Source organism: Pseudomonas sp. 21LCFQ02 (assembly GCF_024129895.2).
Taxonomy (GTDB): domain Bacteria; phylum Pseudomonadota; class Gammaproteobacteria; order Pseudomonadales; family Pseudomonadaceae; genus Aquipseudomonas.
Genome location: NZ_CM178749.1, coordinates 503,930 through 520,032, shown reverse-complemented (window position 1 = coordinate 520,032; position 16,103 = coordinate 503,930). Strand labels below are relative to the sequence as shown.

Below are 16,103 nucleotides of genomic sequence, written 5' to 3'. Positions count from 1 at the left end.
CTGTCGCTCAGCGGTCTGGAAGGTTTGTGCAGTGCTTGCGGTAGGCGGCCGGGCTCAGCCCGTAGGCACGGCGGAACCAGCGGCCCAGATGGCTCTGGTCGGCAAAGCCCAGCGCGGCGGCGACATCGGCAGGCGTCGAACCCTGATGCAGCAGCCTGCGTGCCAGGCTCAGGCGCAGTTGCACCAGATAGGCATGTGGCGCCAGCCCATAAGCCGCCTTGAACGCTCGTGACAGGCGAAAGCGGTCGACGCCGCTGGCCCGCGCCAGCTCATCCAGGCCGATATCCTGCTCGACGTGGGCGTGCAGGTATTCGCGTGCGCGGATAGCCATCTGTGGTAGCCGCGCGCTGCCCGGTTCGGCCTGACGCCAGTGCAGGGTGGCGCTCAGGGTTTCCAGCAAAGCATCCAGCGCCGCGTGGCGGACAATCCGCAGATCCTGGTGATGCAGCGCGACAAAGGCCTGGGCGATGCGCTGCACCAGCGTCGGCTCGTGGGCCAGGGTCTGACGAAAGCCGGGCAGGCTGTTGGCCGGGGCGTCGCCGAACAATGCCTGCATCTGGGTTTCAAGCCAACGCGGTTGCAGGTACAGGGTCGAGTAGGTGAAGCCACCGCTCAGCGGCGCATTGCCGTCATGAACTTCACCGGGCTCCAGCAAAAATGCCTGGCCCGGCGTACTGCTGTGCAACTGGCGCCGGCAGTTGAATTGCTGCACGCCCTGCTCGGTAATGCCCACCAGGTAACAGTCGTGCCAGTGCGGGTCGTAGGCATGGCCGGTAAAGTGCGCACGAATGGTCTCGATCCCGGTTTCGGCATCCAGTTTGAGGGTGATCCAGCTAGTGGTCGGCATGATCGGTCAAGGGTGCCCGCAGGTTCATTCGCGCCGCCATTATCGTCCTCCCGGGCCGCTGGCTATCTAGAAGATTTGTGCAGCGCGATCAGGTTATTGCACCCCCATGCGCCGCCTCGCCCGGTGCACCGAGCCGTTGCGCACTGCCCAGCGCAACACCGGCGCTACGCTGCGCACGGCGGTGCGGATCAGGGCGCGCTTGGGCGCGCTCTGCTGGCGGCTGAGCATGGTGCTGGCCCAGTTGGGCAACAGCTCGATACCGGCCTGCATCATCAGCGCGCCGAACGGTTTGACCAGCCGATTGGGCGCCGGCTCCGCCAGCAGCAGGCGGATCACTTCATGACTGCGCTGGTCGCAGACCAGTTCGCTGCGGATATTGTCCAGATACTCGGCAATCGCCTGGCGTGAGCGCGGGACGTTGCGGGCACCCAGTTGCTCCGCGACCAGGGCGGTTTCGGCAAAATAGGCGTCCTGCTCGGCTGGCGACAGCTGCGGGTTGAGGTAACGCAGGTGCGCGGCCATGAAGCAACTGACCTCCGCGACATGCACCCAGGTCAGCAAGGCCGGATCGCTGGCCGCATAAATCCGGCCATCCGGTGCAGTGCCGGTGATCTGCAGGTGAATACGCCGTACCTTGTCGATCAGCCACTGGGCATCCTGCGTCGAGCCATAGGTGGTCCCTGAGATGAACTGCCCGGTGCGGCGCAGGCGACCGAGCATGTCCTGACGAAAGCTCGAATGATCCCAGACCCCGGACAATGCCAGCGGATGCAGGGTCTGCAGCATCAGCGCACTGATACCGCCGATCAGCATACTGGTGAAGTCCCCATTGACCCGCCAGCACACCGCCTGCGGGCCGAACAGACCAGGGTCACCCTTGGGATTTTCCAGGTCCAGCTGACCGAGCGCCAGGCCGGTCAGGCTCAGAACCTGCGTTTCGATACGACGGCGAATGAATTCCATATAACGCCTAAGGCTGATCCACGGGCCGGAGCATAACCCCGAGCGAACTTGCTCGCGAATAATGAAGGCTAAGCGCCTTGATGCTCAAGCGCCGGGTCGCATTTAACGGATAAACCCTCTCAACGGTTCATCCGCTTGTCGATCAGCTCATCCACCACCGCCGGATCGGCCAGGGTCGAGGTGTCCCCCAGGCTGTCGAGCTCGTTACAGGCAATCTTGCGCAGGATCCGCCGCATGATCTTGCCCGAACGGGTCTTGGGCAACGCTGGCGTCCACTGGATCAGCTCAGGCTTGGCAAAGCTGCCGATCTCGCCACTGACCCGCGTCAGCAACTCCTGCTTCAGCGTATCAGAGGGTTCCACGCCCTTGACCGGGGTCACAAAGGCATAGATCGCCATGCCTTTGACCTCATGCGGATAACCGACCACGGCCGCCTCGGCAATGCTGTCATGCAGCACAATCGCGCTCTCGACCTCCGCCGTGCCGATCCGGTGCCCGGACACATTGATCACATCATCGACCCGCCCGGTAATCCAGTAATCACCGTCCTCGTCGCGGCGCGCACCATCACCCGTGAAGTAATAGCCGGGGTAAGGCTTGAAATAGGTGTCGAGCATCCGCTGCGGGTCACCGTACACACTGCGGATCTGCCCTGGCCAACTGGCCTTGATCGCCAGCAAGCCACTGCCCGCGCCTTCGATTGGCTGGCCTTTGTCATCGAGTAACACCGGCTGCACGCCAAACAACGGCCGGCTGGCACAACCGGGTTTGATCCGCGCCTCACCCACCAGTGGGCTGAGCATGATGCCGCCGGTCTCGGTCTGCCACCAGGTATCGACGATGGGGCAGCGCGCCTGGCCGACCTGGCGGAAGTACCAGTCCCAGGCTTCGGGGTTGATCGGCTCGCCGACACTGCCCAGCACCCGCAGGCTGCTGCGCGAAGTGCTCTGCAAGGGACCGGAACCCTCGCGCATCAGGGCGCGCAGTGCGGTTGGTGCGGTATAGAAGATATTCACCTGATGCTTGTCGATCACCTGCCAGAAGCGCGAACTGTCCGGGTAGTTAGGCACGCCTTCAAAGATCAGGGTGGTCGCGCCGTTGGCCAATGGGCCGTAGACGATGTAGCTGTGGCCGGTGACCCAGCCGACATCCGCCGTGCACCAGTAGACTTCGCCATCCTGGTAGTCGAACACCAGCTTGTGAGTCAGCGCCGCGTGCAACAGGTAGCCGCCGGTGGTGTGCAACACGCCCTTGGGTTTACCGGTGCTGCCGGAGGTGTAGAGGATAAACAGCGGGTCCTCGGCGTCCATCGCCTCGGGCGGGCAATGGTCATCGACCCCTTTGAGCGCCAGGTGATACCAGATATCCCGGCCTTCGACCCAGTCGATCTCGCCTTGGGTACGCTCTACCACCAGTACGGTAGTGACCGCCGGGCAGCTTTGCAGCGCTTTGTCGACGTTGGCCTTGAGCGGGATGTACTTGCCGCCGCGCACGCCCTCATCGGCAGTGATCACGGTATGGCAGTCGGCATCGAGTATCCGGTCGCGCAGCGCTTCTGGAGAGAAGCCGCCAAACACCACTGAATGCACCGCGCCGATGCGCGTGCAGGCGAGCATGGCGTAGGCGGCTTCGGGGATCATTGGCATGTAGATGCACACCCGGTCGCCTTTTTTCACGCCACGTTGCTTGAGCACGTTGGCCAGCCGTGCCACATGGTGATGGAGCTTCTTGTAGGTGATTTCGGCGGACTCGCCGGGGTTGTCGCCTTCCCAGATTATGGCCGGCTGATCGCCGCGGCTGGCCAGGTGGCGGTCGATGCAGTTGTAGCTGACGTTCAGTTTGCCGCCCTTGAACCACTGCGCCTGGCCGGTGTGCAGGTCGGCCTGGCAGACCTGGGTCCAGGGTGCATCCCAGTCGAGAAACGCTTTGGCCTGTTCGGCCCAGAACTGTTCCGGCTGCTCGATAGACTGCCGATACAGGCGCTGATAGTCATCCGGGCTCAGGCGCGCTGCGCGGCGTACGGCATCGGCTTGAGGGAAATCGCTGGGCTGCAACATGCCATGCTCCTTGTTCTTGGGTGTCTACAAGAATAGGAGCGGCAAGGGGGAGGAGGGTTCAATCCCGGTAGGCATAGCGCGGGTGTTACCGATCTGAGCTCGTTCCCACAGAGGGTGTTCTCACAGATCTGAGTTGCTACCTCAGTGGGAACGAGCTCGCTCGTGAAGGGGGCGTTACATTCACACTATCTGCTGTGAATATCACGCCGCTTTCACGACCAAGGTCGTTCCCGCATGGGTCGTCCCTACAAGGGGATCAACCGCGATGACGGCCGCGGAAGTAGTTGATCAGACCCTGGGTAGAGGCATCTTCGGCAGGCTCTTCGATACCGCCGGTCAGGCGCTGGTAGACGCCTTTGCCCAGCTCTTTGCCCAGCTCCACACCCCATTGGTCGAAGGCGTTGATGCCCCAGATCACGCTTTGCACGAACACTTTGTGCTCGTACATGGCGACCAGTGCACCCAGCCGGCGCGGGCTGATGCGCTCGACCACCAAGGTGTTGCTCGGCCGGTTGCCGGGGATCACCTTGTGCGGCGCCAGCTTCTGAATCTGCTCTTCGGGCACGCCTTTTTCACGCAGTTCGGCTTCGGCCTCGGTGCGGGTCTTGCCCAGCATCAGCGCCTGGCTCTGCGACAGGCAGTTGGCGTACAGCCACTGATGATGGTCGGCAACCGGGTTGAAGCTGACGATCGGCACGATGAAGTCGGCCGGAATCAGCTGGGTGCCCTGGTGCAGCAACTGATGGTAGGCGTGCTGGCCGTTACAGCCCACACCGCCCCAGATCACCGGGCCAGTGTCGGTCGATACCGGGCTGCCGTCCTGACGCACGCTCTTGCCGTTGGACTCCATGTCCAGCTGTTGCAGGTGCTTGGTGATGTTGCGCAGGTAATGGTCGTACGGCAGGATCGCGTGGCTCTGTGCGCCCCAGAAATTGCCATACCACACCCCGAGCAGGCCCAGCAGCACCGGCATGTTCTGCTCGAACGGCGCGCTCTGGAAGTGCTGGTCCATGGTGTAGGCGCCCGACAACAGCTCCTTGAAGTTGGACATGCCGATGGCCAGCGCAATCGGCAGACCGATGGCCGACCACAGCGAATAGCGGCCACCGACCCAGTCCCACATCGGGAAGATGTTTTCTTCACGAATACCGAATGCCACCGCCGCCGCGTTGTTGCTCGACACGGCAATGAAGTGACGATGCAGTTCGGCTTCCGAGCCGCCCTGAGCCAGATACCAGGCCCTTGCCGCCTGGGCGTTCTTGAGGGTTTCCAGGGTGCTGAAGGATTTCGACGAGACGATGAACAGTGTGGTTTCGGCACGGATGTTCATCGACAGCTCGTGGAATTCACTGCCGTCGATATTGGCCAGGTAATGGCAACGTACGCCCTTGTGGGTGTAGGCCAGCAGCGATTCGGAGACCAGCTCCGGACCCAGGTAGGAGCCACCGATGCCGATGTTGACCACGTCGGTGATCGGCTTTTCGGTGTAGCCGCGCCACAGGCCGTCATGGATCCGGCCGACCAGTTCGGTCATCTGGCTCAGCACCCGGTGCACTTCGGGCATGATGTTGGTGCCGTTGACCAGCAGCTTGTCACCCACCGGGCGTCGCAGCGCGGTGTGCAGCGCCGGGCGGCCTTCGGAGGCGTTGACCAGCTCGCCGTCGTACTGCGCCTTGATGGCTTCCTTGAGGCCCGCTTCCTTGGCCAGATTGACCAGCAACTCGCGGGTTTCGGTGGTGATCAGGTTTTTCGAGTAGTCGAGAAACAGGCCATTGCTGCTCAGGGTGAACTGGCTGAAACGCTGCGGGTCAGCGGCGAATGCATCGCGCATGCTGAAGTCTTGCATTGCCTGGCGGTGTTGGCTCAATGCCTGCCAGGCGGGCAGAGCGGTCACATCGGAAGGATTGCGGTAGTACGCCATCGCTTGGGGTTTCCTTTAACTTGAACTGCCAGTGGACATGTCAGGGCCGCAGCTGCGGCGGCCGTTGTGTAGCGCAGGCTCGACATTGGGGGCGCCGCTCAATGTACGGGCATTTCACGCCAGGGTGCCATCGATTACCACGCCAATCTGTAGGGCTATGGCACTGCTGTCCCAGCTTAGTTCATCGCAGGGCGCCGTTGCAGTAGCCAATGACGCCTCAGCGGCTCAGGTGCAGGTTGTCGATCAGTCGGGTTTTGCCCAGCAACGCTGCGCCAATCACCACCACATCGCGATCAGCCTCGGTGGCCGGGCGCAGGCTGGTGGCCTCGCGAATCTCCAGATAATCGACGCGAAAGCCAGCTGCCGCAAGCTCGTCGCGGCCACTGTCGAGCAAGGCTGTGAACCGGGTGTCACCGGCTTGCAGGGCATCGGCTATCGAGCGCAGTACCCGGTACAGAGCCGGCGCCTGGGCGCGCTGCTCATCACTCAGGTAACCATTGCGCGACGACAGCGCCAGGCCGTCAGCGGCGCGCACGGTGGGTTCGCCAATGATCTGGATTGGCATGTTCAGGTCGCGGACCATCGCGCGGATCACCGCCAGCTGCTGGAAGTCCTTCTCGCCAAATACCGCGACATCCGGCTGAACCATGTTGAACAGCTTGCTGACCACCGTGGCCACGCCTTCAAAATGCCCGGGCCGGCTGGCACCGCACAGACCTTCGGAAACCAGCGGTACGCTGACCCGGGTCTGCTCGCCCATGCCGTTGGGGTACATCTCGTCCACACCGGGGCTGAACAACAGGTGGCAGCCAGACTGCTGGAGCTTTTGCTGGTCGGCGGTGAGGGTGCGCGGGTAACTGGCCAGGTCTTCATTGGCGCCGAACTGCAGCGGGTTGACGAAGATGCTCGCCACCACGAAGTCAGCGTGTTCAGCGGCGCGGGCCACCAGAGTGGTATGGCCGCTGTGCAGATTGCCCATGGTCGGCACCAGCGCAATGCGTTTGCCGTCTTTACGTGCCTGGGCAATGGCTGCACGCAGTGCCTGAACGCTGTTGACTGTGTTCATGCCTGGAATCCGTGTTCAAGGGCAGGGAAGCTGAGGTCTTTGACTGCGGCTACATAGGCGCTGATGGCCGACGGGATATCCGGCTGGCCGACCATGAAGTTGCGCACGAAGCGGGCGACCCGGCCGCTGATCGACAGGCCGAGCATGTCGTGCAGCACCAGCACCTGGCCGTCGGTGCCGCTGCCGGCACCGATCCCGATGACCGGCACCTGGACGGCCTGGGTAATTTCCTGGGCCAGCTCGGTGGGCACGCATTCGAGCAGAATCATCGCTGCGCCGGCCTGTTCAAGGGCAATGGCGTCGGCCCGCATCTGTCGGGCCTGGGCTTCGAGCCGGCCCTGAACTTTATAGCCGCCCATCACATTGACGGTTTGCGGGGTCAGGCCCAAATGTACGCACACCGGAATACCGCGGTCGGTGAGCTGGCGTACCGAGTCGGCCAGCCATGCAGCACCTTCGACCTTGACCATGTGCGCGCCGGCCCGCATCAGCGTGGCGCTGTTGAGCAGGGTTTGCTCAATGCTGGCGTTGGCCATGAAGGGCAGGTCAGCGAGCACCAGCGCGCCTTGATTGCCACGGCTGACACTGGCGACGTGATACGCCATGTCGGCCACAGTAACAGGCAGGGTGCTGTCATGGCCCTGCAGGACCATACCCAGCGAGTCACCGACCAGCAGGACTTCGACGCCCGCACCACTGGCGACATGGGCGAAAGTCGCGTCATAGCACGTCAGCATGGTGATCTTTTCACCCTTTTGCTTGAGCGACTGCAACGACGTAACGGTTGTAACCGGCATGTAAAGTTCCTCCATCACCAGGCGTTGTAAATCCTCGGGATTTATCCTGGAAAGCAGGCACACCGTCGTGTCGCGGTGTTTTGCAAAGGCCTGTCTTGTGCCCATTCGCCAGCAAGCCGGCGCGGGAGGCCTATCTTCGTGAGGCGGGAGTGTGAAGTCAATTGGAGGTGTTACCCGTTACGAGGACGCTTCTAAAAACTTCTTTTATAAGCGCCCTCTGGGCATTAAAGGATTGCTACTGCAAGGCTGGCAGGCGCTCAAGGCCTTCGAAGGGGCAGGCGGCCAGCATCTGGTCGAGGCGGCGGCCGTCTGGCAGTTGCAGGTCGGCGTCCAGCTCGGCCAGCGGATAGAGCACGAATGCCCGGGCCTGCATGTGGTAATGCGGCACCTGCAGGCGCGGCACATCGATCATCTGCTCGCCGAACAACAGGATATCCAGGTCCAGCGTACGTGGCCCCCAGCGCTCCAGGCGCTCGCGGCCTTGATCGAGTTCTATGGCCTGCAGGGCGTCGAGCAATTGCAAGGGCGCCAGATCAGTATCCAGTGCCGCCACCGCATTGGTGTAGCGCGGTTGGCCGGGCAGCAATGAGTCGCTGACGTAGAACGACGATACCCCAGCCAACCGAGTGCCGGGCAGCCGGGCCATGGCTTCAAGGGCGTTGCGCAACTGCGCCGCCGGATCGGCCAGGTTGCTGCCCATGCCGATATAGGCGCGTTCAGTCATTGAACAGGTCTGCATCGTCGCTGCCGCGCTTGCGTTTCGAACCGCTGCGGCGGCGCTTGCGCGGGCCGTTGCCGGTTTCGTCGGACTTGCTGCTCAGGTCGCTGATCATGTGCCGCCGTTCGCTGTCGTTGGCGTCCTGATAATCGGTCCACCATTGGCCCAGACCATCGGTCTGTTCGCCAGCGGTTTCACGTAGCAACAGGAAGTCGTAACCGGCGCGAAAGCGCGGATGGTCGAGCAACTGGTCGGCGCGTTTGCCATAACGGCGCGGCAAGCGTTCCTGCATGTCCCAGATCTCGCGAATCGGCAGGGTGAAACGCTTGGGGATGGCAATGCTGCGGCACTGTTCGACGATCAGTTCGTGAGCGGCGTCCTGCATCGCGGTGATCGGCGGCGTGCCGCGCTCTTGCAGGCGCAGCACCCGGGCCGGCAAGGCTGGCCAGAGCAGCGCTGCGAACATGAAGGCCGGGGTGACTGGCTTTTCCTGACGCACCCGCAGGTCGGTGTTGGCCAGCGCCTTGCTGATCAGCGTATGGGTGTAGGTCGGGTTGTATTCCAGCGCCTTGGCGGTGGCCGGGAACAGCGGGTCGAACAGCTCAAGGTCGACGAGCATTTCGAAAGTGATCTCGCCATGCCCGGACAGGAACAGCTTGAGCGACTCCTCGAACAGCCGTGCCGCCGGGATATCGCGCAGCATCGGTGCCAGCGGCCGGATCGGCAGCATGCTGTGTTTTTCGATGCCGAAGTTCAGCTTGGCCGCAAAGCGCACCGCACGCAGCATGCGCACCGGGTCTTCCTTGTAGCGTTGCTCCGGGTCGCCGATCAGGCGAATCAGCCGATTGCGAATATCGTGTACACCGTTGGCGTAATCGAGGATGCGCTCGGTCACCGGGTCGTAGTACAGCGCGTTAATAGTGAAGTCGCGGCGCTGTGCATCGTCTTCCAGGGTGCCGTAGACGTTGTCACGCAGGATCCGGCCACTGGAGTTGCGCGATGACTGGTGGGTGTTTTCTTCTTCATCTTCGTCGGGATGATTGGCGCGAAAGGTCGCAACCTCGATGATTTCCCGGCCGAAGTGGATATGCACCAGCTTGAAGCGTCGGCCAATGATGCGCGCATTACGAAACTCGGCGCGGATCTGCTCGGGCGTGGCACTGGTGGCAACGTCGAAGTCCTTGGGGTTGATCTGCAGCAGCAGGTCGCGAACGCAGCCGCCGACCAGATAAGCCTGGTAGCCCGCGCTTTGCAGGCGCTCGACGATGTTCACCGCATGGCGGCTGAACTGAGCGCGTTGCAGCGAATGCTGATTACTATTGAGCACGATCGGCGTTGAACGCGTGTGTTGCTGCGGCGTGCGCAGTGGAGAACGAAATGACTGGAACAGCTTCTTCAGCATGGGATGCACTGTTTGAAGGAATATTCGGCCAAAAATGGAGAATGACCGCATGATGGGCGGGGATTCTAGCATTTGATCGAGCAATGGTGTAGGAAGCCGTCTAAGCGGGAGGTAGGCCGCGTGCTGCGGGCCTTGTAGGCAGGGTGACAGAAGTCCGGAAGCTACTGGGGGAGCCGAAGCTCCCCCAAAGTGCGTGCTCTTTATTTTTATTATTGAGTCGGGCTTCTTGTTTTTGTTGAGTGCCCATTCACAAGGCTTTGTGCCTGTGAAACCTCTCAAACCGAGAGTAAAGAGCAAACGGATTGCTTTGGTCGCTGTCTTGCAATGATCAATCGATCCAACCAGTTCAGGTGCTACCTTGGGGTGGTTTTTGTTGTTCTCAGCCTGGTCGTGGGGCAAGCCCCAAATACAACACCTCTCCAAAAGAATCAGTTAGCTGCGCCTCCGCCGTGTTGTTCTTGTTATGCGTGAGTCGATTCGTCTTGTTTTTATTATGTGGGTGGTACAGGTTTTTATTTTTCTTGTACTAAGCATATAGCAGAACACGTGCCAACTTTTTGAAGTCCTTGTAAATCAAGGGTTTGGCCGTGCCGTGATTGCAAGGGGGCGAAAAAAAGCCGGGATTTCGTTACCGTAAACCCCGGCTTTTGTTACGTCTGGATAAGGATCGGTAACAGTTTTGCTCGCTGGGCGGGAACTGTTACCTGGTCACGCGATCAGGTTTCGTTGGTGACACCCTTGCGCCGTGGTATGCCCAGGCGCTGGCGGCGCTCCCAGAGGCACTTGCGGCTCACGCCCAGTTTGCGCGCCAGTTCGGTTTCGGTCATGTGATCCTGGTGTTCAAGGACAAAATGCTGGAAGTAGTCTTCCAGCGACAGGTCTTCACTGGGATCCTGATTGGCCCCGCTTGCGCCATTGGGCAGCGGCGCCAGGCCGACGAAATCCACCTCGTCCAGATCACTCAGCTCAATGTCGATGCCTAGCAGGTCGGCAGATATTTCCGCCGACTCACTGAGAATCACCGAGCGTTCGACGGCGTTTTCCAGCTCGCGCACGTTACCGGGCCAGCTGTAGTGATGGATGGCCTGCTCGGCATCGGCACCGAAGCGTAGTTCAGGGCGTCCGGCCTTGGCGCTCTGCCGGGCCAGAAACGCGCGGGCGATCTCCAGCACGTCGTTACCACGCTCGCGCAGCGCCGGCAGCTTCAAGGCAATCACATGCAGGCGGTAATAAAGGTCTTCGCGAAATTCGCCGTTTTTGGCCAGGGTCTTGAGGTCGCGGTGGGTCGCAGCAATCAGGCGCACATCGACCTTTTGCGATTGCACCGAGCCGACCCGGCGAATTTCGCCTTCCTGCAAGACGCGCAGCAGCCGTGCCTGGGCCTCCAGCGGCAGCTCGCCAATTTCGTCGAGAAACAGCGTACCGCCATCGGCCGCCTCGACCAGGCCTGCACGGCCGGCACTGGCCCCGGTAAAGGCGCCTTTTTCATGGCCGAACAGTTCCGATTCAATCAGCGATTCGGGAATCGCCGCGCAGTTGACCGAGATCATCGGCGCCTTGGCGCGGCGCGAAAGGTTATGCAGGGCGCGCGCGACCAGCTCTTTACCGGTGCCGGACTCGCCCTGGACCAGCACGTTGGAGTCAGTGGGCGCAACCTTGCGAATCTTGCCGTACAGGTCCTGCATCGGCGGGCAGGAACCGATAATGCCGATTTCGCCATTGGCGTTGGCGGCGGTCGGTTTATCCGCTGCGCTGGCAGCCTTGCCGTTACTGCGCTCGGCGGCCTGGGGTTGTGACTGGGGTTGCGCCGATTGGCGATCGCGCAGGATTCGCGCCACCGCCTGAAGCATCTCGTCGTGGTCAAAAGGCTTGGCGATGTAATCGACCGCGCCCATTTTCATCGAGTCGACGGCCGAGCGCAGGCTGGCATAGCTGGTCATGATCAGCACCGGCTTGCCTTCGCCAAGCTTGATCAGTTCGGTGCCCGGAGCGCCAGGCAGGCGCAGGTCACTGATGATCAGGTCAAACGATGGAATGCTGAAGCGTTCCTGAGCTTCCTGCACCGAGCCGGCTTCGCTGACCTGATACTGATTGCGCTCCAGTAAGCGACGCAGCGCCGAGCGGATGATGGTTTCGTCTTCGACGATCAGAATATGCGGCATTGATTCGGTTCTCTCGACGGTCTCAGTTCACGGTGGACGTCGCTTCGACATGTCGCGGTAGCGTCACCCGGATACGGGTGCCTCGTTGCCGTACAGGATCGGCCGGACTGTCGATGGTGATTTGTCCATAATGCTCTTCAACGATGGAATAGACCAGAGCAAGCCCCAGCCCAGTGCCTTCGCCAGGATCTTTGGTGGTGAAGAACGGTTCGAACAATCGGTCCATGATTGCTTTCGCAATACCACTGCCTTCATCTTCGACGATCAGGTCCACGGTATGTTCAGAGGCTTCGCTCATGACCCGCACGGCACTGCCGGCCGGGGATGCGTCGCGTGCGTTGGACAGCAGGTTGATCAGCACCTGAGCCAGCCGCTGCGGGTCGCCATCGGCCCAGTGGTCGGGGTCACAGAGGTTGTAGAACTGTATTTCAAAGTTGCGCCGGTTGAGTGCCAGCAGACCAATGGCATCCTGCGCGACCTCGGCCAGGCACACCGGTTCGTCGCTGTTCTGGTGTGCGCCGGCGTGGGCGAAGCTCATCAGCGACTGGACGATGCGTGATACGCGCTTGGTCTGTTCGATGATCTGGCTACTGATTTCCGCCAATTCCGGTTCGTCTTCGCGTTCTTCGCGCAGGTTCTGCGCCAGGCAGGCGATACCGGTGATCGGGTTGCCGATTTCGTGGGCCACCCCGGCGGCCAGTCGGCCAATGCTGGCCAGGCGCTCGGAATGCACCAGCTTGTCTTCGAGCATCTGGGTTTCGGTAAGGTCTTCGACCAGCAGCACCAGGCCACTGTTGCCGGGCGCCAGCGGTTCGTCAATGGCCGCCTTGTGCAGGTTCAGCCAGCGAATCTGGCCCTCCAGCGACAGCCGCTGTTTGTGCAAGTGTTCGTCAGGCACGCTGATGAAGCTGCTCAGCAGGCCTTTCCAGGGCTCGGCAATGGTCTCCAGCCGTGAGCCCACCACATGCTGGGCAGGAACGCCGGTCAGTTCTTCCATGGCCCGGTTCCACATCAGGATTTCCTGATCCTTGGCCAGCGAGCAGACCCCCATGGGCAGTTCTTGCAGGGTCTGGCGGTGGTAGCGGCGCAAGGCGTCGAGTTCCGCGGCCAGGCCGGTGAGGCGCGAGTGGTAGTCCTCGAGCCGGCTTTCGATGAAGTGGATGTCTTCGGTCACGTACTTCTCGCCGCCGGACTTATACGGCAGGAACGTTTCGACCATGTCCTGGGCGACGCTTGGGCCCATCAGGCCGGACAGGTTGGCTTCGATCCGGTCGCGCAAGCGGCGCAAGGCATACGGGCGGCGTTCGTCGAAGGGCAGGTACAGGTCACGCAGTGCCTGCTCAACCTCTTTTTGTGCGGCCTTGCCGCCCAGCGGCTTGGCCAGTTGGGTGGCGAATTCCTGAGGCGAGGCGACGAACAACTCACGGCGTTGTGGGCGGCGCACGTTATCCACAGCGCAGGCTTCGGCGGCACTGGCCTCTTCGGCGCTGGCGTTGGTGAACAGCGACACCAGGGTGAACATCACCACGTTGGCCGCCAGTGAGGCGATCGCCGCCATGTGCCAGCTGGTGTCATCCAGCACATAGATCATGTTCAGCATCGGAATGTAGAAGCCTTCGAGATTGCCCAGCAGCGGCAACAGCATGCTGAACACCCAGACCGTGATGCCGGCCAGGATTCCGGCGATAAAGCCGCGTCGGTTGGCGGTCGGCCAGTACAGCACCGACAGGACGCCGGGCAGGAACTGCAAGGTGGCGACGAAGGCGACGATGCCCATATTGGCCAGGTCTTGCTGGGCGCCGAGCATCAGGTAGAAGCAGTAGCCGGCAGCGATGATGGCGATGATCAGCGCGCGGCGGGTCCATTTCAGCCAGCGATAGATATTGCCCTCGGCCGGCGGCTGGTACAACGGCAGCACCAGATGGTTGAGCGCCATGCCCGACAACGCCAGGGTGGTGACGATAATCAGCCCGCTGGCTGCCGACAGGCCGCCTACATAAGCCAGCAACGCCAGTGATTTGCTGTGCGCGGCCATGCCCAGGCCCAGGGTGAAGTATTCCGGGCTGGTCGGTGCGCCGAGTTTCAGACCGGCCCAGAGAATCAGCGGCACGGCGAGGCTGATCAGCAGCAGGTAGAACGGCAGCCCCCAACTGGCGCTGACCAGCGCGCGCGGGTTGAGGTTTTCGGTAAAGGTCATGTGATACATGTGCGGCATGACGATGGCCGAGGCAAAGAACACCAGCAGCAGGGTGCGCCACGGGCCTTCCTGCAATGGGGTGTGCAGCGAGGCCAAGGCGGTCTGGTTCTGCAACAGCCAGAGTTCCAGTTGTTGCGGGCCGCCGAACACCGTGTACAGGGCGTAGATACCCAGAGCGCCCAGCGCGACCAGTTTGATGATCGATTCAAAGGCAATCGCGAACACCAGGCCCTGGTGCTTTTCCCGGGTTGCGATATGCCGTGAGCCAAAGAAGATCGTGAACAGGCTGATCAGGGCGCAGAAGGCTACGGCGACCCGATTGCGCACCGGCTCACCGGTCAGAATGCCGATCGAGTCGGCCACCGCCTGGATCTGCAGGGCCAGCAGCGGCAAGACGCCGATCAGCATGAATATCGTGGTCAGGGCGCCTGCCCAGGTACTGCGAAAGCGAAACGCGAATAAGTCGGCCAGCGACGAAAGCTGATAGGTGCGGGTGATTTTCAGAATCGGGTAAAGCAGCACCGGTGCCAGCAGAAACGCCCCGGAAACACCCAGATAGGTCGCCAGAAAACCATAGCCATACTGATAGGCCAGGCCCACCGTGCCGTAGAACGCCCAGGAGCTGGCGTAAACCCCAAGCGACAGGGTGTAGGTCAGCGGGTGGCGAATGATCCAGCGTGGGATCAGGCCGCGCTCGCTGATCCAGGCAACGCCGAACAGCACCAGCAGGTAGGCCGTGCTGACCAGCAGCATTTGGGTCAGGCTAAAGCTCATCGGCGTCTCGCTGGCTTTGCAGAATGAACGTCACCACGATGAGAATCAGCCAGAGCATGTATGGCCGGTACCAGGCGCCTGTTGCGTCGATCCACCAGTCCATGATGGCTGGCGAAAACAGATAGATGCCCACCACCAGCAGCAGGACCAGTCGGTAGATGTACATGGCGCCTCCTTGAACCAGGTGTCTTGGGTGGGTGAGGAGCGGCATGTTAACCAATGCGGTACAACCTGCAAGCGCCGATTTCAGCAGAATTCGGCAACCGCTCTGGATCAGTCTATTCCAGACTCCGCAATGACTGAAAGCCTGGGGATTTGCCCGGCATCCCAGTGCTGCACCGCCCACCTGAGTACTTCCTGCGGCGTACCATAGAGCAGTTGTTCGTCAGTGGGTTGCCCAAGTGCGCGCAAGGCTCGCAGCAGCAACGGGGTGGCCTGGTCGGCGGGCAGCGGGGGCGAGCGGTAGGACTTGCCGAGTTTGTGGCCGTCGGGCTGGGTAATCAGTGGCACATGCAGGTAGCGCGGTTGGGCAATGCCGAGCAGCTCTTGCAGGTACAGTTGCCGAGGCGTGGAGTCGAGCAGGTCGGCGCCGCGCACAATATTGTTGATACCTTGCCAGGCGTCGTCGATGACCACCGCCAGTTGATAGGCGTAAAACCCGTCGCGGCGGCGAATCACAAAATCACCGGCCTCGCGGCCCAGATGCTGGCGATACTCGCCCTGCACCCGGTCGGTAAAGCGGTATTCCAGCTCCGGTACGCGCAGCCGGATAGCACCGTCACTCGGGGCGTGGCCGAGGTTGCGGCACAAGCCGGGATACACACCGTCATAGGCTTGCAGCTGTTTACGCGAGCAGGTGCAGGTGTAGGCCAGCCCTTGGCTGAACCAGCGCTCAAGAACCTGGGCATAGGCGTCATGGCGTTCGCTCTGGCGCACGCAGTCACCGTCCCATTCAAAACCGTAGGCTTCCAGGGTTTGCAAAATGGCTGTCTGGGCGCCGGCCACTTCCCGTGGCGGGTCCAGATCTTCCATGCGCATCAGCCACACGCCGTTGGCTGCGCGTGCGTCCAGATAAGATGCCAGGGCAGCGACCAGTGAGCCGAAATGCAGATAACCGCTGGGGGTGGGTGCGAAGCGCCCGACGTAAGAAGATCTGTTCATGCGGTGATAATAACGGCTCAACAAAAAAGACGCCGAAG

Annotated in this window: 12 protein-coding genes; all 12 read right to left on the bottom strand. The window is 61.6% G+C overall.

What is annotated here, in order from left to right:
* Positions 1–7 precede the first annotated feature (7 nt).
* Positions 8–847 carry an AraC family transcriptional regulator gene (locus NJC40_RS02455; protein ID WP_253142346.1) on the bottom strand — a complete coding sequence of 280 codons (840 nt, stop codon included), beginning with the start codon at positions 845–847 and terminating at the stop codon, positions 8–10.
* A 93-nt stretch (positions 848–940) separates the two neighbouring features.
* Positions 941–1,810, bottom strand: a complete 870-nt coding sequence (locus NJC40_RS02450; protein ID WP_045483570.1) for an oxygenase MpaB family protein — start codon at positions 1,808–1,810, stop codon at positions 941–943.
* A 119-nt stretch (positions 1,811–1,929) separates the two neighbouring features.
* Positions 1,930–3,867, bottom strand: coding sequence for an acetate--CoA ligase (gene acs, locus NJC40_RS02445; protein ID WP_253142345.1), 1,938 nt, complete (start codon positions 3,865–3,867; stop codon positions 1,930–1,932).
* Positions 3,868–4,123: 256 nt separating this feature from the next.
* Entirely contained in the window at positions 4,124–5,788 is a 1,665-nt protein-coding gene (gene pgi, locus NJC40_RS02440; protein ID WP_045483564.1) for a glucose-6-phosphate isomerase, read from the bottom strand.
* A 217-nt stretch (positions 5,789–6,005) separates the two neighbouring features.
* Positions 6,006–6,854: a pantoate--beta-alanine ligase gene (gene panC / locus NJC40_RS02435; protein WP_045483560.1), complete on the bottom strand. Its 849-nt coding sequence runs from the start codon at positions 6,852–6,854 to the stop codon at positions 6,006–6,008.
* Positions 6,851–7,651 (bottom strand): 3-methyl-2-oxobutanoate hydroxymethyltransferase, encoded by an 801-nt coding sequence (gene panB / locus NJC40_RS02430; RefSeq protein ID WP_045493853.1) that lies wholly within the window; start codon positions 7,649–7,651, stop codon positions 6,851–6,853. The genes panC and panB overlap by 4 nt, the downstream gene beginning before the upstream one ends.
* A gap of 235 nt (positions 7,652–7,886) precedes the next feature.
* Positions 7,887–8,375: a 2-amino-4-hydroxy-6-hydroxymethyldihydropteridine diphosphokinase gene (folK, locus tag NJC40_RS02425; protein WP_253142344.1), complete on the bottom strand. Its 489-nt coding sequence runs from the start codon at positions 8,373–8,375 to the stop codon at positions 7,887–7,889.
* Entirely contained in the window at positions 8,368–9,771 is a 1,404-nt protein-coding gene (locus NJC40_RS02420; RefSeq protein ID WP_045483558.1) for a polynucleotide adenylyltransferase PcnB, read from the bottom strand. The genes folK and NJC40_RS02420 overlap by 8 nt, the downstream gene beginning before the upstream one ends.
* A gap of 716 nt (positions 9,772–10,487) precedes the next feature.
* Positions 10,488–11,933 carry a sigma-54-dependent transcriptional regulator gene (locus NJC40_RS02415; RefSeq protein WP_253142343.1) on the bottom strand — a complete coding sequence of 482 codons (1,446 nt, stop codon included), beginning with the start codon at positions 11,931–11,933 and terminating at the stop codon, positions 10,488–10,490.
* A 22-nt stretch (positions 11,934–11,955) separates the two neighbouring features.
* Complete coding sequence (locus NJC40_RS02410; RefSeq protein ID WP_045483552.1) at positions 11,956–14,904, bottom strand: sensor histidine kinase; 2,949 nt, start codon at positions 14,902–14,904, stop codon at positions 11,956–11,958.
* Positions 14,894–15,070 carry a hypothetical protein gene (locus NJC40_RS02405; protein WP_002552060.1) on the bottom strand — a complete coding sequence of 59 codons (177 nt, stop codon included), beginning with the start codon at positions 15,068–15,070 and terminating at the stop codon, positions 14,894–14,896. Before NJC40_RS02405 ends, NJC40_RS02410 begins: the two co-directional genes overlap by 11 nt.
* A gap of 107 nt (positions 15,071–15,177) precedes the next feature.
* Positions 15,178–16,065, bottom strand: a complete 888-nt coding sequence (gene gluQRS / locus NJC40_RS02400; RefSeq protein ID WP_253142342.1) for a tRNA glutamyl-Q(34) synthetase GluQRS — start codon at positions 16,063–16,065, stop codon at positions 15,178–15,180.
* Between the last annotated feature and the right edge of the window lie 38 nt (positions 16,066–16,103).

What these genes read in the sequence shown, in the direction of transcription:
- NJC40_RS02455 (WP_253142346.1), bottom strand. Translation starts at nt 847, where the DNA reads ATGCCGACCACTAGCTGGATCACCCTCAAACTGGATGCCGAAACCGGG.
- NJC40_RS02450 (WP_045483570.1), bottom strand. Translation starts at nt 1,810, where the DNA reads ATGGAATTCATTCGCCGTCGTATCGAAACGCAGGTTCTGAGCCTGACC.
- acs (WP_253142345.1), bottom strand. Translation starts at nt 3,867, where the DNA reads ATGTTGCAGCCCAGCGATTTCCCTCAAGCCGATGCCGTACGCCGCGCA.
- pgi (WP_045483564.1), bottom strand. Translation starts at nt 5,788, where the DNA reads ATGGCGTACTACCGCAATCCTTCCGATGTGACCGCTCTGCCCGCCTGG.
- panC (WP_045483560.1), bottom strand. Translation starts at nt 6,854, where the DNA reads ATGAACACAGTCAACAGCGTTCAGGCACTGCGTGCAGCCATTGCCCAG.
- panB (WP_045493853.1), bottom strand. Translation starts at nt 7,651, where the DNA reads ATGCCGGTTACAACCGTTACGTCGTTGCAGTCGCTCAAGCAAAAGGGT.
- folK (WP_253142344.1), bottom strand. Translation starts at nt 8,375, where the DNA reads ATGACTGAACGCGCCTATATCGGCATGGGCAGCAACCTGGCCGATCCG.
- NJC40_RS02420 (WP_045483558.1), bottom strand. Translation starts at nt 9,771, where the DNA reads ATGCTGAAGAAGCTGTTCCAGTCATTTCGTTCTCCACTGCGCACGCCG.
- NJC40_RS02415 (WP_253142343.1), bottom strand. Translation starts at nt 11,933, where the DNA reads ATGCCGCATATTCTGATCGTCGAAGACGAAACCATCATCCGCTCGGCG.
- NJC40_RS02410 (WP_045483552.1), bottom strand. Translation starts at nt 14,904, where the DNA reads ATGAGCTTTAGCCTGACCCAAATGCTGCTGGTCAGCACGGCCTACCTG.
- NJC40_RS02405 (WP_002552060.1), bottom strand. Translation starts at nt 15,070, where the DNA reads ATGTACATCTACCGACTGGTCCTGCTGCTGGTGGTGGGCATCTATCTG.
- gluQRS (WP_253142342.1), bottom strand. Translation starts at nt 16,065, where the DNA reads ATGAACAGATCTTCTTACGTCGGGCGCTTCGCACCCACCCCCAGCGGT.